Origin of the sequence: Kosakonia sp. YIM B13571 (genome assembly GCF_042788095.1) — a bacterium.
Classification (GTDB): domain Bacteria; phylum Pseudomonadota; class Gammaproteobacteria; order Enterobacterales; family Enterobacteriaceae; genus Kosakonia; species Kosakonia quasisacchari.
In genome coordinates this window covers 338,449-358,543 of record NZ_JBHZPL010000001.1, presented here as the reverse complement: position 1 = coordinate 358,543, position 20,095 = coordinate 338,449, and the positions used below count along the sequence as shown (strand labels likewise).

At 53.2% G+C, this 20,095-nt stretch carries 19 protein-coding genes and 1 riboswitch; of the genes, 14 read left to right on the top strand and 5 right to left on the bottom strand.

All coding sequences use genetic code 11. The annotated features are described in order from the left end of the window. Positions 1 to 90 precede the first annotated feature (90 nt). A complete protein-coding gene (locus ACFX4O_RS01735; protein ID WP_380206852.1) occupies positions 91 to 1,125 on the bottom strand; it encodes a trypsin-like serine peptidase in 1,035 nt (344 codons plus the stop codon). A gap of 204 nt (positions 1,126 to 1,329) precedes the next feature. Here ACFX4O_RS01735 and ACFX4O_RS01730 point away from each other — a divergent pair, with 204 nt between their 5' ends. Next, a complete protein-coding gene (locus ACFX4O_RS01730) occupies positions 1,330 to 2,310 on the top strand; it encodes an alpha/beta hydrolase (protein ID WP_380206850.1) in 981 nt (326 codons plus the stop codon). Between the two features lie 29 nt (positions 2,311 to 2,339). Here the strand turns inward: ACFX4O_RS01730 and ACFX4O_RS01725 are convergent, their stop codons facing one another. Beyond that, positions 2,340 to 2,597, bottom strand: coding sequence for a hypothetical protein (locus tag ACFX4O_RS01725; RefSeq protein WP_131410810.1), 258 nt, complete (start codon positions 2,595 to 2,597; stop codon positions 2,340 to 2,342). Positions 2,598 to 2,804: 207 nt separating this feature from the next. On the opposite strand from ACFX4O_RS01725, the gene ACFX4O_RS01720 reads away from it, so the two are divergent. Together ACFX4O_RS01720 and ACFX4O_RS01715 are read left to right on the top strand one after the other, a co-directional pair. Beyond that, positions 2,805 to 3,275 carry a GNAT family N-acetyltransferase gene (locus tag ACFX4O_RS01720; RefSeq protein WP_131410812.1) on the top strand — a complete coding sequence of 157 codons (471 nt, stop codon included), beginning with the start codon at positions 2,805 to 2,807 and terminating at the stop codon, positions 3,273 to 3,275. A 107-nt stretch (positions 3,276 to 3,382) separates the two neighbouring features. Beyond that, positions 3,383 to 3,652 carry a hypothetical protein gene (locus tag ACFX4O_RS01715; RefSeq protein ID WP_131410814.1) on the top strand — a complete coding sequence of 90 codons (270 nt, stop codon included), beginning with the start codon at positions 3,383 to 3,385 and terminating at the stop codon, positions 3,650 to 3,652. An 8-nt stretch (positions 3,653 to 3,660) separates the two neighbouring features. On the opposite strand, the gene ACFX4O_RS01710 is transcribed toward ACFX4O_RS01715, so the two are convergent. Both ACFX4O_RS01710 and ACFX4O_RS01705 read right to left on the bottom strand, forming a co-directional pair. After that, complete coding sequence (locus ACFX4O_RS01710; protein ID WP_380206847.1) at positions 3,661 to 4,023, bottom strand: SH3 domain-containing protein; 363 nt, start codon at positions 4,021 to 4,023, stop codon at positions 3,661 to 3,663. Next, entirely contained in the window at positions 4,010 to 4,633 is a 624-nt protein-coding gene (locus ACFX4O_RS01705) for a glutathione S-transferase family protein (RefSeq protein WP_131410818.1), read from the bottom strand. Before ACFX4O_RS01705 ends, ACFX4O_RS01710 begins: the two co-directional genes overlap by 14 nt. Positions 4,634 to 4,856: 223 nt before the next feature. Continuing rightward, a riboswitch (guanidine-I (ykkC/yxkD leader) is annotated at positions 4,857 to 4,955 on the top strand. Positions 4,956 to 5,012: 57 nt separating this feature from the next. Here ACFX4O_RS01705 and ACFX4O_RS01700 point away from each other — a divergent pair. The 10 genes from ACFX4O_RS01700 to ACFX4O_RS01655 all read left to right on the top strand — a co-directional run bounded on the left by ACFX4O_RS01700 (position 5,013) and on the right by ACFX4O_RS01655 (position 17,235). Further along, positions 5,013 to 6,071 carry a putative urea ABC transporter substrate-binding protein gene (locus ACFX4O_RS01700; protein WP_380206845.1) on the top strand — a complete coding sequence of 353 codons (1,059 nt, stop codon included), beginning with the start codon at positions 5,013 to 5,015 and terminating at the stop codon, positions 6,069 to 6,071. 18 nt (positions 6,072 to 6,089) lie between these two features. Continuing rightward, positions 6,090 to 6,905 carry an ABC transporter permease gene (locus tag ACFX4O_RS01695; protein ID WP_380206843.1) on the top strand — a complete coding sequence of 272 codons (816 nt, stop codon included), beginning with the start codon at positions 6,090 to 6,092 and terminating at the stop codon, positions 6,903 to 6,905. Then, complete coding sequence (locus ACFX4O_RS01690; RefSeq protein WP_380206841.1) at positions 6,902 to 7,678, top strand: ABC transporter ATP-binding protein; 777 nt, start codon at positions 6,902 to 6,904, stop codon at positions 7,676 to 7,678. The genes ACFX4O_RS01695 and ACFX4O_RS01690 overlap by 4 nt, the downstream gene beginning before the upstream one ends. Positions 7,679 to 7,712: 34 nt before the next feature. Continuing rightward, positions 7,713 to 8,399, top strand: a complete 687-nt coding sequence (locus ACFX4O_RS01685) for an urea amidolyase associated protein UAAP1 (RefSeq protein ID WP_131411063.1) — start codon at positions 7,713 to 7,715, stop codon at positions 8,397 to 8,399. A gap of 11 nt (positions 8,400 to 8,410) precedes the next feature. Then, positions 8,411 to 9,043 (top strand): urea amidolyase associated protein UAAP2, encoded by a 633-nt coding sequence (locus tag ACFX4O_RS01680; protein ID WP_131410826.1) that lies wholly within the window; start codon positions 8,411 to 8,413, stop codon positions 9,041 to 9,043. Between the two features lie 152 nt (positions 9,044 to 9,195). Further along, positions 9,196 to 12,798 (top strand): urea carboxylase, encoded by a 3,603-nt coding sequence (uca, locus tag ACFX4O_RS01675; RefSeq protein WP_380206839.1) that lies wholly within the window; start codon positions 9,196 to 9,198, stop codon positions 12,796 to 12,798. After that, a complete protein-coding gene (atzF, locus tag ACFX4O_RS01670; RefSeq protein WP_380206837.1) occupies positions 12,795 to 14,597 on the top strand; it encodes an allophanate hydrolase in 1,803 nt (600 codons plus the stop codon). Before uca ends, atzF begins: the two co-directional genes overlap by 4 nt. A 99-nt stretch (positions 14,598 to 14,696) precedes the next feature. Further along, complete coding sequence (locus ACFX4O_RS01665; protein ID WP_017456065.1) at positions 14,697 to 15,080, top strand: biofilm formation regulator BssR; 384 nt, start codon at positions 14,697 to 14,699, stop codon at positions 15,078 to 15,080. Positions 15,081 to 15,269: 189 nt separating this feature from the next. Next, on the top strand, positions 15,270 to 16,376 hold the full coding sequence (locus ACFX4O_RS01660; protein ID WP_380206835.1) for a PQQ-dependent sugar dehydrogenase: 1,107 nt from the start codon (positions 15,270 to 15,272) through the stop codon (positions 16,374 to 16,376). 247 nt (positions 16,377 to 16,623) lie between these two features. After that, entirely contained in the window at positions 16,624 to 17,235 is a 612-nt protein-coding gene (locus ACFX4O_RS01655; RefSeq protein ID WP_380206833.1) for a protein phosphatase CheZ, read from the top strand. 290 nt (positions 17,236 to 17,525) lie between these two features. On the opposite strand, the gene ACFX4O_RS01650 is transcribed toward ACFX4O_RS01655, so the two are convergent. After that, positions 17,526 to 18,431, bottom strand: a complete 906-nt coding sequence (locus tag ACFX4O_RS01650; RefSeq protein ID WP_017456069.1) for a flagellin — start codon at positions 18,429 to 18,431, stop codon at positions 17,526 to 17,528. A 747-nt stretch (positions 18,432 to 19,178) separates the two neighbouring features. On the opposite strand from ACFX4O_RS01650, the gene ACFX4O_RS01645 reads away from it, so the two are divergent. Continuing rightward, entirely contained in the window at positions 19,179 to 20,069 is an 891-nt protein-coding gene (locus ACFX4O_RS01645) for a LysR substrate-binding domain-containing protein (RefSeq protein ID WP_380206830.1), read from the top strand. The last annotated feature ends 26 nt before the right edge of the window (positions 20,070 to 20,095 follow it).

The window sequence follows — 20,095 nt, the reverse complement described above, 5'->3', positions numbered from 1 at the left end:
AACTGACGTTGTTTGCATGCTCACCTGCACACCCTGCCAGGAGTGCACTGATAAACAGAAGTGTTCTTTTCCCGGGCATATGGTTACCTCTTAAAAGGGTAGTTTTGATTTTGGTACACCGTAATTAGCCAGTAATTTTTCGGTGTCTAATTGGCACATCTTTTTACTGAGAGTTTGTTCCGATGATATATGTATGCCACTTATTACAACGCTATTTTCTTTTTTGCTTTTAGTCATATTAACGATTGGCGCACCGGAAAATCCCTGCAGCACCGTACACAGATGAATAAGACAGTTATTGTTGATATAAACCACTTTGCAGCTTTTATTTTGTTGGTTATCGGTTGCCGCCATAATAGAAGTTGGATAACTTTTTGGGATAGTTTCAAGGGAGGAAATAGCAACGCCTGGGATCCATAAATCGTCATTGACATCAGCTTGTTGCCACTGAATAGGGGGCAATGCAATGTTAATTTTATCAATAGTTAATGCAGCATAGTCGCAATAACTGCCCTCAGTTTGAAAACACACTTTACCATTTTGTTTGCTGACTTTTCTCGATTCGCCGTTGCTAAAATAAGCCGTGTCGACATTACAATGCGCTGCTGTTACCACGGTGGTGTTATTAATTAAAAAGCCTGTGCACATTTCTAATGGCGACCGTAAGTAAACGATTGAGGGAATAAATTTATCCGCAGACGTGAATGTCCCGAAATTATTCTTTTCCAGCTTTTTTTGACAACGGTTAATGACAGATTGCGCCGATTTTTTATCGCCATAGCCACGATAATATTCAACTGTAGCTGAATTACAGACTGGTGTATTTTCAGCAATGCTGCCTGGCGGTAAATTCAATTTCTCCATTACGTTTTTATTATCTTCATTACGCGTAGGGTATTGGTTAATACCTTCCTGCTGCATGTTGCGGATGGCCAGATTGAAGATAGTTGATTCATATTCAGCTGATTTTATTCTCGTTTCAAACGGATGTTCTTTGAGTAAATCATCCGTCTGGTGTGACTCAATATCTAACCTATCATTGCTGAGGGTGCTGGTTTCTCGAGCATCCACACGATTGATTATGCTACATAAAATGAGCAACAGAAGCGGGAGAATTGCTCGCATGGTAACGGTCCAGAATGTAGGGGTATTGCTGAATTATTAGACGCAGCGGCGCAAAGTTTTCTCATACAAAAGTATGATTTTTGTTTCCGGGTAAGAAGCCAGTTGCCGTTATCAGGCGAAGCTGCAGCAAAGGCCATTTTGGTTGCAATCAATAATGATTCGCATTAACTTTACTGCTGTTTGTTTCTGCGCCAGGGAAGGATAATGTTCACGCGTTCAGTTGAAAATAACTATATATTCATGCAGTTAAACTCGTTTAATGCAGCCAGTTTAGTTAACTCTTGTGTTACCCATATCGCAGTGATTCGCCGCCTGGCGGCTTTTTTGCTGCTGCTCTGCGCGGCAAACAGTTATGCCCGCCCGGACATGGCACCTTTAGGGCCGAATATCGCCGATAGAGGCTCCGCGTTTTACCATTTCACCGTCAGTACCTTTGATTCCGCCGATGGCAAACGCCACTACAAAGTCTGGACCGCCATCCCGAATAAAAAACCGCCCGCTAGCGGCTACCCGGTGCTCTATCTGCTGGACGGCAACGCGGTGATGGACCGGTTATCTGATGATCTGTTGCAAAAACTGTCGCAGCGCGATCCGCCCGTGCTGATAGCGATTGGCTATCAGACCGATCTGCCGTTTGACTTAACCGCCCGAGCGTATGATTACACGCCTGCAACGCAAAGTAGCCCGCAGAATTTGCGCGGCAGGGCCGGTGGCGGTAGCGCTGTTTTCCGCGTGTTGCTGGAGCACACCATTGCGCCGCAGGCTGAAAAAAATCTCAATATTGACCCACAAAAACGGGCGCTGTGGGGGCACTCTTACGGCGGATTATTTGTGCTGGAGAGCTTTTTATCGTCCGACTTCTTTCACACATTCTACTCAGCCGTTCCTTCGCTGGATCGTAATAACACAACGCTGCTCAACGCTCTTGAACATACCAACAAAGCGCAGGGCAGCCAGAAATCTGTGTGGTTTATGGAAGGCGATGGTGACAGAAAATCCCGTGACGAAAACGCCACGTCGGACGCGTTAAATGTGGCAAGCCAGACGGCTTCACACCTGCGCAGTGTGGGAATACCGGTAACGTATCGGCTTTATCCCGGCCTGACGCATGGCGCGATGTTTACCGCGTCGATGCATACGGCGCTGTTGCACGTTTCCGGCGAGACACTTTCCTGCGCGCATTAAAAGAGGCCGCATATGCGGCTTTCTGCTACTCAGCTCAACGCAGAAATTGCGCAGAAAATGGTGGCGGGGATGCACCAGTCTTTGGTGAACTCTTCAAGGGCTTCAGTATTTTCTTTGAAATGCGCTAGCATGATATCGATTGCCTGCGCTTCGTCTTCCGCTTTGGTTTCAAACGGCATTTTGCGAAAGCCTTCAGCTTTAAGCTGGCGCACTTCCTCGGCCGACAAGGCTTTTTTCTCATAGACATTCACGGCAATGTCACTGGAGTAGAACACATAGGTTTTCATGGCATCTTCCTTGTAAATGAAGCGCTTGGGGGTAGTTGTATTATCGGCACCGGGCAACGTTCGTTTACCCCTTCGCGAGTAAATCATTACTATGCGCTTCGCTTACCCGGTAAAAAAGCCCCAGGTTTTCGTCTTTTCTCGTGCTCACTGGTGCGCAAAATTCGTGCTAATTTGAACGTTTTCCCCACGTGATAAAGGGCAGGCGTTATGGCAGGTTTCGAGGTTCAGGAATGGCGTAAAGAGGATTATCTGATAACAACCGACGCCGAAAAGCAGGATATTGCAGCGATTCACCGTTACCTGACGCGATCCACATGGGCGGCGGGTATTGACCGAGAAACGGTGGCAATCTCCGTGCAAAATAGCCTTAATTTCGGTCTTTTTCACCAAGATGCACAAATAGGGTTTGCCCGATTTGTGACCGATTACGCCACTTTTGCCTACTTGTGCGATGTCTATGTGCTGGAAACGTATCAGGGGCAAAAACTGGGGAAATGGCTCATCGCCTGCTGCCATGCGCATCCGCTTTTTGAAAAATTGCGCCGGATTGTCCTTTTTACCTCCACCGCCCCCTGGCTGTACGCGCAAGCCGGTTATGTGCCTATCAATCGGCCCGATTATACGTGGACGATTGCCCGACCGGATATTTACAAACAGGCCGAACGGCCTGAAAAGTAGTTCGCCAGCATGATTGCGGCGAAAAATGGCCAGAACGCGTATTCATTGAAATGCGCCCCACGCGCTGGTAAAACGTCCGGTTTATCAACACCGGAAAGGGAAAAACGATGCGGGCGGCAATCATAAAGGTGCTGGCGGGGCTATTGTATGTGGTGCTCGCCTTTTTCATTTGCGCTGTCATCAAGCCGATTAACTGGTTCTGGCAATGGTCATCGAACTGGCTGTTTGATCTGCTCTGGCGGCACCAACTTATTACCGATACCTATGAATGGGGCATGGATCCGCCGAGCACCATTATGCTGGTGGTGATTGTGCTGGTTATCGCCTGGCTTTTAGCCCGCGGCGTCAAGGTGCTGCGGGCTAAAATCGGGCGCTGATTGCTCGCTTATAGCAGGGTTGCGCACTCCTGCGGCAGCCAACCCCTTTCCCCATCCGCTTTCTGCGCGTAGTACCAACCATTGAGAACGTTGAGGATCGTAAGCGTTTCCCCGGTGCGCACTGTCAACTCGTGCGCGCAGTAATCTTCCCGGCAAAGCCCTTCATGGCTGCTGAGTGCCGAGAAAAGCTGCTGCGGCGCCCAACCACTTTTCCCCGACGCTAACGTCACCCACACCCAACCGCGCCACTGCAAATCGCAATGGCTTATCAGTACGCGCTCGCCTTTGCTCACCGCAATCGGGTCGGGATACGCTGACGTGTAATCGTGGGTGACGCTCGCCGGAGATAGCACCGCTTTACACCATGCCATTATTGCCGTGGCGCAAAAACGCCGGACGCTGGTTTAATCGCGCAAACCACGCATCGATAGCGGGTACGTGCGGGTGTTCAAACGGCGTCATCTTCCAGCGGTTGACCGACAGCCCCAGCACCACATCCGCCAGCGTAAAGGTGTCGCCCGCAGCGAATGCCCCGGTGCGCTGCAACTGCTGTTCCAGAATGCCGATGCAGTGATTCCACTCTTTGATGCCTGCTTCGATGGCTTTCGGGTCGTTAAAGGCCGGGTTTTTGCGCGCCAGCGCAGGGAAAACATAGCGCCAGGCGTTGTTGAACTCGGTGGCTTGCCAGTCCATCCAGTGCTCAACGTTGGCACAGGCTTGTGGCTCATTGGGGAGCAAATCCTCACGCCCGGCTTTACGCACCAGATAACGGCAAATCGAGTTGGACTCCCACAGTACAAAACCGTCGTCTATCAGTACCGGCACCATCGCGTTGGGGTTCATGGCGCGGAATTCGTCCGTTTCCGTGGAGGCAAAACCGCTGCCGTAATCCTCCTGCACATAATCCAGCCCGGCTTCTTCGCAGGTCCAGAGCACTTTTCGCACATTGATCGACGTCGTTTTGCCAAGAATCTTAAGCATATTGCAGGTGTCCATGTTTGTGATTAATCGTTTAAAAACAATACACCAGACAAATGCTTTCTGACCACTGGCCTGAGAGCACCAGCCTGGTGCAGCGCGTTGCAGTGGCTCACCAAAACAGGGAGTTCGCCGTGGCGCGTTCTGTTAACTCGCTGATTACAATTAAAAAACAATTTGGCACAGGCCTTGCAGAAGGGGAATCGCAGTGCAACACACAATTTGAAAAATAGCTGGCTAGGGTTCCGGTTCACTTATGTGAATGTCTGGTCCAAGAGCTGGCGACCTCTGCGAGGTTACACGGCGGGACAAAAACCCGGGAGACAGCAGCACCAATGGGTGTCGCGCTGCCCCCTAATTTTGTGCCAATCAGAGGTCAAGAATGAAAAAAACGCCGTTACTCCGCTCCCTTGTGCTGTCGCTGGTGATGCTGGTCAGCCTCCCCACTTTTGCCGCCGTAAAAAAAGAGTTCAACGTCTGCTGGACGATCTACGCCGGATGGATGCCGTGGGGCACCATCAGCAGTAGCAAGATCATTGATAAATGGGCCAGCAAATACGGCATCAAAATCAATGTCGTTCAACTCAACGACTATATCGAATCCATTAACCAGTACACCGCTGGCCAGTTTGATGGCTGCACCATGACCAACATGGATGCGCTGACCATTCCGGCGGCGGGCGGCGTCGATACCACGGCGTTGATCCTCGGCAGCTACTCCGAAGGTAACGACGGCGTGGTGATGAAAGGTGAAGGCAAAACCCTTAAGGACTTGAAAGGGATGAAAGTTTACCTGCCGGAACTGTCTGTTTCTCACTATCTGCTGGTGCGCGGACTGGAAAAAGCGGGGTTGTCGGAAAAAGACGTGACCGTGGTAAACACCTCGGATGCCGATATCGTGTCGGCGTTCGCCACGCCAAATGTGCAGGCCGCTGTGGCCTGGAACCCGCAGCTTTCCGTCATTAAAAGCACGCCAAAAACCACTGAAGTCTTCAGTTCTTCGCAGGTGCCGGGCGAGCTTATCGACATGATGGTGGTTAACAGCCAAACCCTGAAAGACAACCCGGCGCTTGGCAAAGCATTGACCGGTGCGTGGTATGAAATGATGGGGTTAATGAAAGCACAGGACAACACCGTTCTGAATGCCATGGCCGCCGCTTCCGGCACTGACCTTGCCGGTTATCAGGCGCAGTTGAAAACCACGCATCTGTTCTATACCCCGGCGGACAACATTGCGTTTGTTACCTCGGGCGAACTGGCGAAAACCATGCAGCGCGTTGCGTCGTTCTCCTTCGCAAAAGGGCTGCTCGGCGATGGCGCGCAGAGTGCGGATTTCATTGGTATGACGTTCCCCGGCAATATCAGCCAGGGGGATGCCAACAATGTGAAACTGCGCTTTGACGACAGCTTCGTGAAAATGGCCGCCGCCGGCGCGCTGTGATCACTGACGGAGCCCGCCATGCGACAAATTAACCGCCATCCCACGCCCGGCATGCGGATGATGCTCGTGCTGCTGCCTTTTGTTTTGCTGCTGGCTGCCTACTTTCTGGGCTCAGCAGTGCGGCTGGAGGCCAACCCGCAGGACAAGCTGTTACCCGGCTTGCAGCAGATGCTGGACGCCTTTTCACGGATGGCGTTTACCCCGGATAAACGCAGCGGCGAATACTTGTTCTGGGTGGATACGCTGGTGAGCCTTGCTCGCTTGCTGACGGGGCTGGCGATTGCCTCGCTGCTGGGCTTGTGCATTGGCGTCACATCCGGCGTATTCCCGCTGTGGCGCGCTTCGCTGTCGCCGTTGATGACGGTGTTGTCGATGATCCCGCCGCTGGCGATTTTACCGGTGCTGTTTATCGTTTTCGGGCTGGATGAGGTGTCAAAAGTGATGCTGATAGTTATCGGCATCACGCCGATGCTGGCGCGTGATCTCGAACATCGTGCTTGTGAAATTCCACCCGAGATCCTCATCAAAGCGCAAACGCTGGGAGCAAACAGCTGGACGCTGGTGCTGCGGGTCGTGTTGCCGCAGTTGCTTTCGCGCCTGCTGACCTCGCTGCGCCTGTTGCTGGGATCGGCATGGTTATTCCTGATTTCTGCTGAAGCCATCTCTTCCACTGCCGGGCTGGGCTACCGCATTTTCCTGGTGCGCCGCTACATGGCGATGGACGTCATTATCCCGTACGTACTGTGGGTGACGCTGCTGGCGTGGTTGATGGATCTGGCGCTGCGCCAGTTACATAAAGCCTGTTTTCCCTGGGCGGAAGGAGGGAAGGCATGAGCTTTATCACCATCAACAACATCTGGCAGGAGTATGGCGATCACGTGGTACTGGAGCGCCTGAATTTGCAGGTCAAAGAGGGCGAGTTCTGCTCGATGGTGGGAGCGTCCGGCTGCGGTAAATCGACCTTTCTGCGCCTGCTGCTTGGTCAGGAAGCGCCCAGCCGTGGTTCCATCACGTTAGACGGTAAACCGCTCAGCGCTGAACCGGACAGCAGCCGTGGTGTGGTATTCCAGCGCTACTCCGTATTTCCGCATCTTAGCGTGCTGGATAATGTCGCCATTGGCCTTGAATTACCGCAATCACCCCTTTTCGGGCGGCTATTTGGCGCGAAAAAACGGGCGGTACGCGAACAGGCAAAACAGATGCTGGAAAAAGTCGGCCTTGGTCACGCGCTGGATAAATACCCGGCGCAGCTCTCGGGCGGTATGCAGCAACGCTTAGCTATCGCTCAGGCATTCATTATGCAACCGCGCGTGTTGCTGCTGGATGAGCCGTTTGGCGCACTCGACCCCGGTATTCGCAAAGAGATGCATGCGCTGCTGTTACAGCTGTGGAGTGAAACCCGCATGACGGTCTTTATGGTCACTCACGATCTTTCCGAAGGGTTCAATCTCGGCACCCGCTTGCTGGTGTTCGACAAGGTGCGCATCGACCCGCACGCCCCCAATGCCTATGGCGCGCGCATCACCTATGACATTCCGCTTAATGAGACGCGGCTCTCCGCGTTGAGCGGTTCTGAGCCCGATAACGTTTACGCATTAAGGAGTTAATCCTGTGACAACCTTAACCCCATTTCGCGAGGAGATGCTGCCGGGCGGCGGGCATCTCTCTTTTATCCTCAAACGCGGGCAGATCCTGCGCATGACCGACACGCAAGGCGGCGCGAACATCAGCCTGATGATGTTCAACGCGCACGAGAAAAGTGAGCGTCTGAACCTGCCGGACACCTTAAAAGGCCAGCACACCGCGCGGCTGACTGCCGGGCACTGCTTTTATTCCGATATGGGCCGCGTGCTGGCGGGCATGATTAACGATACCTGCGGCTGGCATGACCCGTTTGGCGGCGTGCTGAATGCCGCCGAAGTGGCGGAAAAATATGGTCAGGGGCGCTATCAAGAGCTGCGCAACGGCTTTTACCGCAACGGCACGGATAACTTGCTGGTGGAGATGGGCAAGTGGGATCTCAATCTTGAAGACCTGCTGATGGTGGTTAACTTTTTCAGCAAGGTGACGGTCGATGAACAAGGCCAGTTCCACTTCCATCCCGACCATTCGCAACCGGGCAGCTATGTCGATCTCTACGCGCCAATGGATGTGCTGATCGTGCTGACCGCGCTGCAACACCCGATGGACCCCTCCCGCGCCTATGCGCCGCGCCCGGTTGCGCTTAGCTGGCGACAGGCGGAGGACGACCAGGCGGCAGTAAACGCCTTGCTGACGCGCCCGGAAAACGAACGCGCCTTCACCAATACCGAACTTTTCGCCCTGTAAGGAGGCGCAACATGACTGAGTCCTGTGAAAAATCTGCTGAGCAGGCCACGTTCCGCCATGTGATCCCGGCGGGCGAACCGTATCTGTTTGAGGTGAAAAAAGGCCAGACCCTGCGCTTGCGCGATCTTGAAGGTAACCAGGCCGTCGATACGCTGTTCTATAACGCCGATAACCCGCGTGAACGCTACGATGCTCAGCGCACACTGCGCCGCCAGAACAATGCGTATCTCACCACCGGCAGCGTACTTTATTCCAACCTTGGCAACCCGTTACTGACAATTGTTGCCGACACCTGCGGTCGCCACGACACACTCGGCGGTGCCTGCGCGCAGGAGAGCAACACCGTGCGCTACGCGCTCGACAAGCGCCATATGCACAGTTGCCGCGACAATTTCCTCTGCGCCTGCTTGCATGACGGTCGCCTGCAAAAGCGCGATATTGGCGCGAACATCAACTTCTTTATGAACGTGCCGGTCACTGAACAGGGCGGGCTGACCTTTGAAGATGGCATCTCCGCGCCGGGCAAATATGTGGAATTGCGCGCCGAGTGCAATGTCATTGTGCTTATCTCCAACTGCCCGCAGCTCAATAACCCGTGTAATGGCTGGAACCCAACCCCCGCTGAGGTGCTGATATGGAACTGAAACCGACCCGCTGGCAGCGCCTGCGTCAGGTGATTTACCACCTGTTTGCCGTTCGCGCCGGGCGCATCGTGGCGTAAATGTATTTTCCCCATGGACGACCATGCGGTGAGCCGATTTTCGGCGGGACGACCCGCCACGATTGAGTCTGACCTATGTTGACGAAACTCCTGATCGCAAACCGCGGGGCGATTGCCTGCCGTATTCTGCGCACCTTGCGCGCCATGAACGTGGGCGGCGTGGCGGTCTACTCTGAAGCGGATATCAGTAGCCTGCATATCCGCGAAGCCGACGAAGCTATCAGCCTTGGCGACGGTCCGGCGGCGAATACCTATCTGGTGAGTGAGAAAATTATTACGGCTGCTAAAGAGAGTGGCGCGCAGGCGATTCACCCCGGCTACGGTTTTCTCTCGGAAAATGCGGCGTTCGCCGAAGCCTGTGAAGCGGCGGGAATTGCTTTTGTTGGCCCGACGCCGGAGCAACTGCGCCTCTTCGGCCTGAAACATACCGCGCGTGCGCTGGCAAAAAAACACGGCGTGCCGATGCTGGAAGGCACCGAACTGCTGGCGGACGTGGGTGAAGCATTACGCGCCGCTCAAACGGTGGGTTACCCGGTGATGCTGAAAAGTACGGCGGGCGGCGGCGGTATCGGTATGCGCGTCTGTTATCACGCTGACGAGCTTAATGACGCCTTCGACGCCGTGGTGCGGTTGGGGAAAAACAACTTTAGCGATGCGGGCGTGTTTATCGAGAAGTACATCGAACGCGCGCGTCACCTTGAAGTGCAGCTATTTGGCGATGGCAACGGCGAGGTGATTGCCCTCGGTGTGCGCGACTGTTCCGTGCAGCGCCGCAACCAGAAAGTGCTGGAGGAGACGCCCGCGCCCAATTTACCCGCCGGGATGGAAGCAGCGCTGTGCGCGGCGGCAATCACGCTGGGGAAAGCGGTCAATTACCGTAGCGCAGGCACGGTTGAGTTTGTTTACGACAGCGACGCGCAGCGCTTTTACTTCCTTGAAGTGAACACCCGCTTGCAGGTGGAGCATGGCGTCACCGAGCAAGTGTGGGGTGTTGATCTGGTGCGCTGGATGATTGCGCTCGCTGCCGGAGAATTGCCGTCGCTTGCCACGCTGCGGGAAAGCCTTTCCCCGAACGGGCACGCGATTCAGGCGCGCGTGTACGCCGAAGATCCTGGCCGTCAGTTTCAGCCTTCGCCTGGGCTACTCACCGACGTGTTTTTTCCGGTGGGTGATCGCAAGGCATTGCGTATCGACCGTTGGGTGGGATCCGGCTGTGAAGTGCCGCCTTTTTTTGACCCGATGCTGGCGAAAATCATCGCCTGGCAGCCTACGCGAACAAAGGCTATCGATGCACTGCATAGCGCGCTCGGCGAAACGCGGCTGTACGGCGTAGAAACCAACCGCAGTTATTTACAGCAAATTTTAACCTTCGCGCCGTTCGCCAGCGGTAAACCCTGGACGCGCTGCCTCGAAGGGCTAACTTACCAGGCCAGCACACTGGAAGTGCTCAGCGCCGGAACACAAACCACCGTGCAGGATTATCCGGGCCGCGTGGGGTACTGGGCGGTCGGTGTGCCGCCCTCCGGGCCGATGGACAGCCTGGCATTGCGCCTCGGCAACCGCCTGCTCGGCAATGATGAACAGGCGGCCGCGCTTGAGATCACGCTGAGCGGCCCGACGCTGAAATTCAACTGCGACGCGCAACTGGTGGTCACCGGTGCGGAGATCGCCGTCGCGCTTGATGGCGAACCGCAACCCAACAACCACGTCTTGCGTGTGCGTGCCGGGATGACGCTTAGCATCGGAGAAATACGCGGCGATGGCGTACGCAGCTATGTGTGCCTGCGCGGTGGTTTTAGCGTGCCCGATTATCTCGGCAGCAAAAGTACCTTTACCCTCGGCCAGTTCGGTGGCCACGCCGGGCGAGCGCTGCGTACCGGTGACGTGCTGCATCTGCCACCGTTAACGTCGCCAGTCGCAGATTCTGCGCTGCCGCCAGCCTTGTACACTACGCTGGCAAGCGTGCGCGAACTGCGGGTGATTTATGGCCCGCACGGCGCGCCGGAGTATTTCACACCGGCGTATATGACGACCTTTTTTGCCACCGACTGGGAAGTGCATTTCAACTCCAGCCGCACCGGTGTGCGATTGATTGGCCCGAAACCGGAGTGGGTACGTGACAGCGGCGGCGAGGCGGGTCTGCATCCGTCGAACATTCATGACAATCCGTACGCCATTGGCGCGGTGGATTTTACCGGCGATATGCCGGTGATCCTCGGCCCGGATGGCCCAAGCCTCGGCGGTTTTGTCTGCCCGGTGACGGTGATCGAAGCCGACTTGCACGCCATCGGGCAACTGAAAGCGGGCGATAAAGTGCGTTTTATCCCGGTGAATATCGCCACTGCGCGCCAACTGGCGCAAGCGCAGGAAACACTCATCAGCCACCTGCAACCACAGCAGGCTGCGTGGCAAGCGGCTGAACTGGCTTCCCCGATTGTGTTGGTGCGCGGCGAGGCGGATAAACGGTTGGTGGCGCGCCTTTCTGGCGACACACACCTGCTGCTGGAGATTGGTGAGACGGAGCTGGATCTGGTGCTGCGTTTTCGCGCGCACGCCTTAATGCAGGCGCTGGAATCCCGTGCGCTGGCGGGCGTTATCGACCTGACACCAGGCATTCGCTCGCTGCAAATTCACTATCGGCCGGAAACGCTGAGCCTTACGCAATTGCTGGAAGTGGTTGCCGGGTTGTGGCAGGGCGTCTGTAAGCGAGAAGATCTGGATGTGCCGTCACGCATTGTCTGGCTGCCGCTGTCGTGGGACGACCCGGCGTGCCAGAAAGCTATCGATAAATACATGACCACCGTGCGCCGCGACGCGCCGTGGTGTCCGAGTAACCTGGAGTTTATCCGCCGTATTAATGATCTGGCGAACCTCGATGAGGTGTACAAAACGGTGTTCGACGCCAGCTATCTGGTGATGGGGCTGGGTGATGTTTATCTCGGGGCACCCGTCGCCACGCCGCTCGATCCTCGCCACCGGCTGGTGACCACCAAATACAACCCGGCGCGCACCTGGACGGCGGAAAACTCGGTTGGTATCGGCGGCGCGTATCTCTGCGTATATGGCATGGAAGGGCCGGGCGGTTACCAGTTTGTGGGCCGCACGCTGCAAATGTGGAATCGCTATCATACGGTCGAGGAGTTCGGCGGCAAGCCCTGGTTGCTGCGCTTCTTCGACCAGATCCGTTTCTATCCGGTTTCTGCTGATGAGTTGCTGACCATCCGCCGCGACTTTCCGTTGGGGCGTTATCCGCTGCGCATTGAGCCTACCACGCTGCAACTGGCGCAGTATCAACAGTTCCTTGCCGATGAAGCCCCGGGCATTGACGCGTTCCGTCGCCAGCAACAAGGCGCGTTCGACGCCGAGCGCCAGCGCTGGATTGCCAGCGGGCAGGCACATTTCGATAGCAGCGATGTGTTGCTGGAAGCGGAAGATGACGCACCGCTAAGCGCCGGGCAACTGGGGGTGGATAGCCCGGTTTCCGGTAATCTGTGGCAGGTGAATGTGGAAATCGGTAAACCCGTACGAGAAGGCGACGTGCTGGTGGTGCTGGAATCGATGAAGATGGAAATCCCATTACTCGCCACCCACAACGGTGTGGTGAGCCAGGTGCGCGTGCAGCCAGGTAGCCAGGTGCGCGCGGGTCAGTGTGTGGTGGTGCTGGAGAAAACGTTATGACACATCCTGTTGATTTACGCCTCGACGCACTGGCGCAGGCATACCGTGACGGGCGTTTTACGCCGCGCACTGTCATCGCGCAACTGCGTGAGCGGGCGATAGCGCTTAACCCTGATTTCAACGCCTTTATTTATCTTCTCAGCGACGCGGAGCTGGAGCCGTATCTGGCGGCGCTCGACGACGTACCGCCAGAGAACTTACCGCTGTATGGCGTGCCATTTGCCATCAAAGACAATATTGACCTGGCGGGGATCGCCACCACCGCAGCCTGCCCGGCATTTGCCTACACCGCGAGCGAAGATGCGACTATTGTCGCGCAGCTGATTGCGCTGGGCGCGGTGCCGCTGGGGAAAACGAATCTCGATCAGTTCGCCACCGGCTTAAATGGCACGCGCTCGCCCTATGGTGCGTGTCGCAACAGCGTGCTGGCCGATTACCCGGCGGGGGGCTCCAGCGCCGGGTCTGCGCTGGCGGTGGCGCTGGGGATCGCCAGTTTTGCGTTGGGTACGGATACCGCTGGAAGCGGGCGCGTTCCGGCAGCGTTAAATAACCTGGTTGGGCTTAAAGCGAGCAAAGGGCTCATCTCTACGGCCGGTGTGGTGCCGGCCTGCCGTACGCTGGACTGCGTGACATTTTTCACCGCGACGGCGGCGGAAGCCAGCCAGTTGCTGGCGTTAACGGCAGTTAAAGACGCGCGGGACGAATACAGCCGGGCTAACCCGGCATGGAACAGTGCGCAGGCATTTGGCGTGCCAGAACCCGGTTTTCGCTTCGGTGTGCCGGACAGGCTGGAGTTCCTGGGGTGTGCGCAGAGTGAGTCGCTGTTTCACGAGGCCAAAAACCGCTTGATAGCGTTGGGTGGTGTGCCGGTCACTATCGACTTTTCACCGTTCCTCGCGGCGGCAAAACTGCTGTATGAAGGCCCGTGGGTGGCGGAGCGTTATCATGTGGCGGGAGCATTGATGGAGCAGCAGCCGGAGGCGGTGTTGCCAGTGATCCGCGACGTGCTCGGCAATGCGCCAGCCATGAGCGCAGTCGTCGCGTTTGCGGCGCAGTACCAGTTGCAGCGCTACAAAGCGCGGTGCGATGCGATTCTGGCGGAGCTGGAGTGCGTGCTGACGCCAACCTATCCGCGCCCAGTGACGCTGGCTGAACTGGCTGAGGAACCGGTCAAGCGCAATTCGGATCTGGGGTTCTATACCAACTTTATGAACCTGCTGGATTACGCTGCGGTCGCGGTGCCCACAGGCACAATGGCGAATGGTTTACCTTCTGGCGTGACACTGTTTGGCCGCCTGTTCACCGATCAATACTTATTAAGCCTTGCTGATGCGTTACAGCGTAGCCAGCCACTGGCGTTGCCGGGTGGCAGAGAAATGCGCCGTGTCGCGCCTGGCCGCGTGGCGACAAATGACCGCATGTCGATTGTTGTGTGCGGCGCACATCTGGATGGGCTGGCACTCAATTTCCAGCTTCGTCAGCGCGGGGCCACGCTGCGCGGTGCAACCCGCAGTGCTCCTCACTACCGTTTGTATGCATTAGCGGACGGCAAACGACCAGGCATGGTGCGGGATACCGTGCAAGGCGCGGCGATCGCCGTGGAAGTGTGGGAACTGCCACACAGTGAAGTGGGATCTTTTCTTGCCGGTATTCCGGCTCCGCTCGGATTGGGTAAGGTTGAGCTGGAGGACGGTCGCTGGCTGACGGGATTCATTTGTGAAGATTATGGGTTGCTGGGTGCGCGGGATATCACAGATTACGGCGGTTGGCGTGCGTGGCTTACTTTAAGTGAAATGTAAAGGTCCGGTAGATAAAATTAAATATTGACCGGACGCATGCTTTTGTTCAAAAAGCGACCATACTATGATCCTACACTGGCTGACAAGGGGGGAAGATGTATGACCGTTGATGAACTTGCGCGTCGTCTGCTGACGAAGTTGATTGCTGCCCGAAGTGACCTTGCGGCCTATATCCAGATGCGAAAAGCGAAAGGGTACATGTCGGTCAGCGAAAATGATCGTCTGCGTGAACGCTTCTTTGCCCTGGCGCTGGAGATCCGCGATAAAGGCGAACGGTTAAACGAAATGCCGGATCGCGACTCACGCAGTGCGATATACCGTGCCGAGGAAGCGCTCTCCTCAGCAGCTGTTTGTCTGATGAGCGGGCGACAGGATTGTCCCACCTACATTTCGGTGAATGTCGACAAGCTGGAACGTTCTCTGAATGTGCTTAATTACTGCATTCAGTATTTGAACGAGCATTCACCGCTCGAAGAAGCCTGATACCAGGGGGAGGAAGCTCCCCCTTTCTGCGTATACGCCCTCCACACTGCTGTACCTGAATCCCCAGCGGCTTTCCTGCAGCAACCGCGATGCGAATGTGGTTGTGTATAGGTAATGTAAAAGTCGCTTTTGCCCGCGCTGCGCGGTCTACCCTTTATCAGAATAAAAAACCGCATAAAGGAGCGCCGTATGCGCCAGATCCCGCTGCTTTTTCTCTTTCTCTCCACCTCTGTGTTCGCCGCGCCTGCTGCGGTGAAAGTTGATGTGTTACAAACCAAACTTGATCATCCCTGGGCGCTGGCTTTCCTGCCTGATAATCACGGCATGTTAATTACCCTGCGCGGCGGGCAACTGCGTTTATGGCAGCAAGGGAAGGGGATTTCCGATCCGATTACGGGGGTTCCCAACGTCTGGGCGCATGGCCAGGGGGGCTTGCTGGATGTGGCGCTGGCCCCGGATTTTGCTCAGTCGCGCCGGGTGTGGCTGAGCTACGCCGAAGCGGGTCAGGATGATAAAGCCGGAACAGCGGTGGGGTATGGTCGCCTTAGCGAGGATTTTAAACGCCTCGACGATTTCCAGGTGGTGTTCCGCCAGCAGCCGAAACTCTCCACCGGTAACCACTTTGGTGGTCGGCTGGTGTTTGATGGCAAAGGCTATTTATGGATTGCGCTGGGCGAGAATAACCAGCGTTCGACGGCGCAGGATCTGGATAAATTACAGGGCAAACTGGTGCGGCTGACCGATCAAGGCAAAGTGCCAGAGGATAACCCGTTTGCTGGCAAAGCGGGGGCGCGAGCGGAAATCTGGTCTTACGGTATTCGCAATCCGCAGGGGATGGCGATGAACCCGTGGAGTAATGCGTTGTGGCTCAACGAGCATGGTCCGCGTGGTGGTGATGAGATCAATATTCCGCAAAAGGGTAAAAATTACGGCTGGCCGATTGCCACCTGGGGCATCAACTACAGCGGGCTGAAGATCCCGGAAGCGAAAGGCGGGATTGTCGCGGGAACCGAGCAGCCAATCTTCTACTGGAAAAAATCCCCGGCGATCAGTGGTATGGCTTTCTACCATGCTGATGTGTTTCCGCAATGGAAAAACAAATTGTTTATTGGCGCGCTGAAAGATGAAGATGTCATCGTCATGACCGTACAGGGCGACAAGGTGACGGAAGATGGCCGTATTCTGGGCGATCGCGGGCAGCGCATACGCGATGTGCGCATTGGGCCGGACGGTTATTTATATGTGCTGACTGATGAATCTGACGGTGAGTTGTGGAAAGTCAGCCCAACCTCCTGAAGCAGAAAGGGGAATATCCCCTTTCTTCATTCTGTGTATTATTCGTCGATACTTTCCTTTTTTCTGTTAACAGGTGAAAACTATATTTTGTTTTTATATAAGTATTTTCTGTTGATTATTTTTAAATAAATTCATGCCTCTTTTTTTATGTTAATAGCGACTGGCTATGTGGCGTCTTTTATTTAAGTGTCAGCATCGATTGCCGATAACTGAATATCTTATCGTATGCATTAAAGGAGAAGTGATAATGCATCATCAAGGTATTTCGGGTGCGTCGACGGATATTTATGAATTGATTTCCCGCATTGGCAACGTCACCCGCATGTTAAGAAGCAGCCTGCGTGAGTTAGGCCACGATATCACCATTGTTGAACTGGCTAACTCTATTCCGGATGCGCGCAGTCGGTTGCAGTACGTGGTCGATCTTACGGCCCAGGCATCCGGCAAGACGCTCAACTATATCGAACTGTCACAACCTTTTCAGGAGCAACTGAGCCAGCAAGCGAACCAGTTGCTTTCGCAATGGCAGCAGCATAATGAAGCCGCAAGTATCGACGAGACAATGGCGCTTGCCCGCGCCACGCGCGTCTGGCTGGACTCGGTTCCCTATTGCACCGAAGTCACAAAATCCTACCTGCGGGAAATTATGCTGGCGCAGGATTTCCCGGATACCACGGCGCGGATCATTTTGCGCATGATGGCATTGCTGGAAAATATTGAGAAAGAGTTCCTGAATGTGCTGTTAGATAACGTACCGCGAGAAGGGCGCGCGGCCATCAATAAAGCCAGCGCTGATTCTGCTTCGCAACTGGCCGGGCAAGAGGATATTGACGAGTTGCTTAATAGCCTTGGCCTGTAATGTATTTTGTGCGTGCTTCACCCTCGTTGTAGTGCTTATTGATATCCTCTAATTTTTCTTTTGGTGAATGCAATACTCTTGCATTCACTTTTTTTGGCTGTTTATTTCTCGTAAAAATCTCATTCCTTTAAATAAAAAAATCCCGCAATGCCATCAACATATGCGGGATAAAAAAGAACAATAAACTCGTTATGCTCAATGAAGCCCGCCCTCATGACAAAGCGGGTGTTAGTCAAAGGAATGACATCTTTAAAATCCGCCCTGAAGGAGGTAAGCGGATTTCACACAACTTAACGCAACAGGGACAGCATGGTTTGCGGAACCTGGTTAGCCTGCGCCAGTACGGAGCTGCCAGCTTGTTGCAGGATCTGCGAACGGGACATGTTAGAGACTTCGGTTGCATAGTCAGAATCCTGAATACGGCTGCGCGCTGCCGACAGGTTGTTCGTCGTATTGTTAAGGTTGGAAATGGTTGATTCAAAACGGTTCTGGGAAGCACCGAGCAGGCTGCGTTCAGTATCCACGGCTTTGATGGCTTTATCCAGATCGGCCAGTGGATTACCATCCGTTGTGCCGCCGGAGCTCACCACGCCCTGCAGCACATCAAAGCCATGTGCGTCAGTGGAACGTGCGCTGCCGTTAACGATCTGGCCTGTGGTAGCGGCCGTTGCACCGGTGGTGTTGTAGAGGTTGAACGCATCGCTGCTGCTCACGGTAATGCTGATGGTTTCGCCATCTTTCGCGCCAACCTGGAAATTATATTGGCTGTCGCCCGAGCCGGTATTCAGCACTTTCAGGCCGTTAAAATCGGTCTGGGTGGTAATACGATTGATCTCTTCCATACGCTGGTTAACTTCCGCCTGAATGGAGTCGACATCGGATGCGGAGTTGGAGCCATTCTGCGCCTGCACAGTCAGGTCGCGAATACGCTGCAGGTTATTGTTCACTTCGCTCAGTGCGCCTTCGGTGGTTTGCGCCAGCGAGATACCGTCATTCGCGTTACGTACTGCAACGGAGAGACCATTAATATTGGATGTGAAACGGTTAGCAATTGCCTGACCAGCGGCATCATCTTTTGCGCTATTAATACGCAGACCGGATGACAGACGTTCAATAGAGGTGCCTAATGAAGACTGAGATTTGCTCAGGTTATTTTGGGTCATTAAAGACAAGGTATTGGTATTAATAACAGCCATTTCATTTCTCCAGGAATATAGAATTAATCTATGAGTATTGCCCAATATTGCTTGGCGAAAATGATATCGTCCGTACGGAATAAAACTTTAAATTTAAATGGCTAATAGTTTATTTTTATAAATGAAGCTGTTTAATACCATGATTTTATAGCTAATAGTGGTTGTAAATGTATTTTAATTGCCGCTGATGTATTCTATTTTAATAATGCTTATAGGTGCTTCCGATCATAATTCAGGATAGGTGAATGATAAGTAAGAATAACCGCATAAGCTTATTTTAGTGTTGCTAAACTATAATTAAGTATGATTTAATTTTTTATCTAAAAAGATTATTTTTTATAACCTCAACCCAAGTAAATTTGCTTTTCCTGACGCAAGGATGCTGTTAGGCTGATATTTAAACATGTTGCTATTTCCAATGTTATTTTTTGAAAAGGTTAAATGTTGTACATAATGTGAGTACTAAAAGCAAATTCTTACATTATTGCATCGGTGTATCCTATTAGACGATTGATGATATGAATTAACAATTAAAGTTTTGCGCCAGATTTTCGATTCTTGATAAGCAAGATTATTGTGTTCTTATATAACTAATAACTGAATAGTTACGCCGGGAATGGTACTTAAATTAAATTTAGCACGAAAAATCACGCATCAGTCGCGGTAGTGTTTGCTAGCCTGGCTGAAATATAAAAGGCTTATGTGATGTTTTGTGTTTTTTTGTCTGCACACGGGAGAGCTGATTTTATGAGAACGCAAGATTTGGAATACTTCGTCGCGTTGATAAAACATATGAATTTTCAGAAGGCGGCAGAGGAGTGCGATGTTTCTCAACCCACCCTGAGCATCCAAATCAAAAAACTGGAAGAGGAATTAGGCATTCCGTTGCTGCACCGTAAAGGCAAAGGTTTCAGCTTGTCGCCTATCGGTTTGCATCTGTTACCGCTGATTGAAAATATTCTTCGTGAGGTGCATAACCTTCACGAACTGGCGCAGCGTCTACGTTTTCAACCGGTTGGCGTTATTAATATTGGTGTGATACCGACGCTTGGATCCTATATATATGAAGACCTGTTTAGCGCCTTCAAAGAAAAATTCCCGGATAATGAGATCAAGCTACATGAAGTCAGTGAAGATAATTTGCTGAGTATGTTAGGAAAAGGGCAATTACAGTTGGGGTTACTGATTGGCCCTATTGATAACGCTAACTTCCTTGAAGCCCAGCTCTATGAAGAGCAATTTGTATTGGGTGTAAACAACAGTCATCCGTTGTCTAAACAAGAAGTTATTGATCTCAGCGAGTTGAAAAAGCATAAGCTCATTATGACTAAATCGATGCCAGAACATCTTAATCTTGAACCTGGCAGTGAAGAGATACTCAACCATGCGCGGAGTATTTCAAACGACCTGGAAACTATCAGATATATGGTAAAACACTCGGATAATGTCTCGTTTTTTCCGAAGCTTTCAACGCTCGGCAACGATCACAATAGTATTAAATATATTAACATCAAAGATAATAATTTATCGCGCCGGGTTTTTATGATGGTACGTGAAGGCGATATTATGAAAGAAAAATATTACAGTTTTGGCAGCGATGTCGGCGGCAGAATTAACGCCAGACTGAATACATTGTAGTGGCTTGTTTATTTTGATTCGATTGT

What these genes read in the sequence shown, in the direction of transcription:
- ACFX4O_RS01735 (WP_380206852.1), bottom strand. Translation starts at nt 1,125, where the DNA reads ATGCGAGCAATTCTCCCGCTTCTGTTGCTCATTTTATGTAGCATAATC.
- ACFX4O_RS01730 (WP_380206850.1), top strand. Translation starts at nt 1,330, where the DNA reads ATGTTCACGCGTTCAGTTGAAAATAACTATATATTCATGCAGTTAAAC.
- ACFX4O_RS01725 (WP_131410810.1), bottom strand. Translation starts at nt 2,597, where the DNA reads ATGAAAACCTATGTGTTCTACTCCAGTGACATTGCCGTGAATGTCTAT.
- ACFX4O_RS01720 (WP_131410812.1), top strand. Translation starts at nt 2,805, where the DNA reads ATGGCAGGTTTCGAGGTTCAGGAATGGCGTAAAGAGGATTATCTGATA.
- ACFX4O_RS01715 (WP_131410814.1), top strand. Translation starts at nt 3,383, where the DNA reads ATGCGGGCGGCAATCATAAAGGTGCTGGCGGGGCTATTGTATGTGGTG.
- ACFX4O_RS01710 (WP_380206847.1), bottom strand. Translation starts at nt 4,023, where the DNA reads ATGGCATGGTGTAAAGCGGTGCTATCTCCGGCGAGCGTCACCCACGAT.
- ACFX4O_RS01705 (WP_131410818.1), bottom strand. Translation starts at nt 4,633, where the DNA reads ATGCTTAAGATTCTTGGCAAAACGACGTCGATCAATGTGCGAAAAGTG.
- ACFX4O_RS01700 (WP_380206845.1), top strand. Translation starts at nt 5,013, where the DNA reads ATGAAAAAAACGCCGTTACTCCGCTCCCTTGTGCTGTCGCTGGTGATG.
- ACFX4O_RS01695 (WP_380206843.1), top strand. Translation starts at nt 6,090, where the DNA reads ATGCGACAAATTAACCGCCATCCCACGCCCGGCATGCGGATGATGCTC.
- ACFX4O_RS01690 (WP_380206841.1), top strand. Translation starts at nt 6,902, where the DNA reads ATGAGCTTTATCACCATCAACAACATCTGGCAGGAGTATGGCGATCAC.
- ACFX4O_RS01685 (WP_131411063.1), top strand. Translation starts at nt 7,713, where the DNA reads ATGCTGCCGGGCGGCGGGCATCTCTCTTTTATCCTCAAACGCGGGCAG.
- ACFX4O_RS01680 (WP_131410826.1), top strand. Translation starts at nt 8,411, where the DNA reads ATGACTGAGTCCTGTGAAAAATCTGCTGAGCAGGCCACGTTCCGCCAT.
- uca (WP_380206839.1), top strand. Translation starts at nt 9,196, where the DNA reads ATGTTGACGAAACTCCTGATCGCAAACCGCGGGGCGATTGCCTGCCGT.
- atzF (WP_380206837.1), top strand. Translation starts at nt 12,795, where the DNA reads ATGACACATCCTGTTGATTTACGCCTCGACGCACTGGCGCAGGCATAC.
- ACFX4O_RS01665 (WP_017456065.1), top strand. Translation starts at nt 14,697, where the DNA reads ATGACCGTTGATGAACTTGCGCGTCGTCTGCTGACGAAGTTGATTGCT.
- ACFX4O_RS01660 (WP_380206835.1), top strand. Translation starts at nt 15,270, where the DNA reads ATGCGCCAGATCCCGCTGCTTTTTCTCTTTCTCTCCACCTCTGTGTTC.
- ACFX4O_RS01655 (WP_380206833.1), top strand. Translation starts at nt 16,624, where the DNA reads ATGCATCATCAAGGTATTTCGGGTGCGTCGACGGATATTTATGAATTG.
- ACFX4O_RS01650 (WP_017456069.1), bottom strand. Translation starts at nt 18,431, where the DNA reads ATGGCTGTTATTAATACCAATACCTTGTCTTTAATGACCCAAAATAAC.
- ACFX4O_RS01645 (WP_380206830.1), top strand. Translation starts at nt 19,179, where the DNA reads ATGAGAACGCAAGATTTGGAATACTTCGTCGCGTTGATAAAACATATG.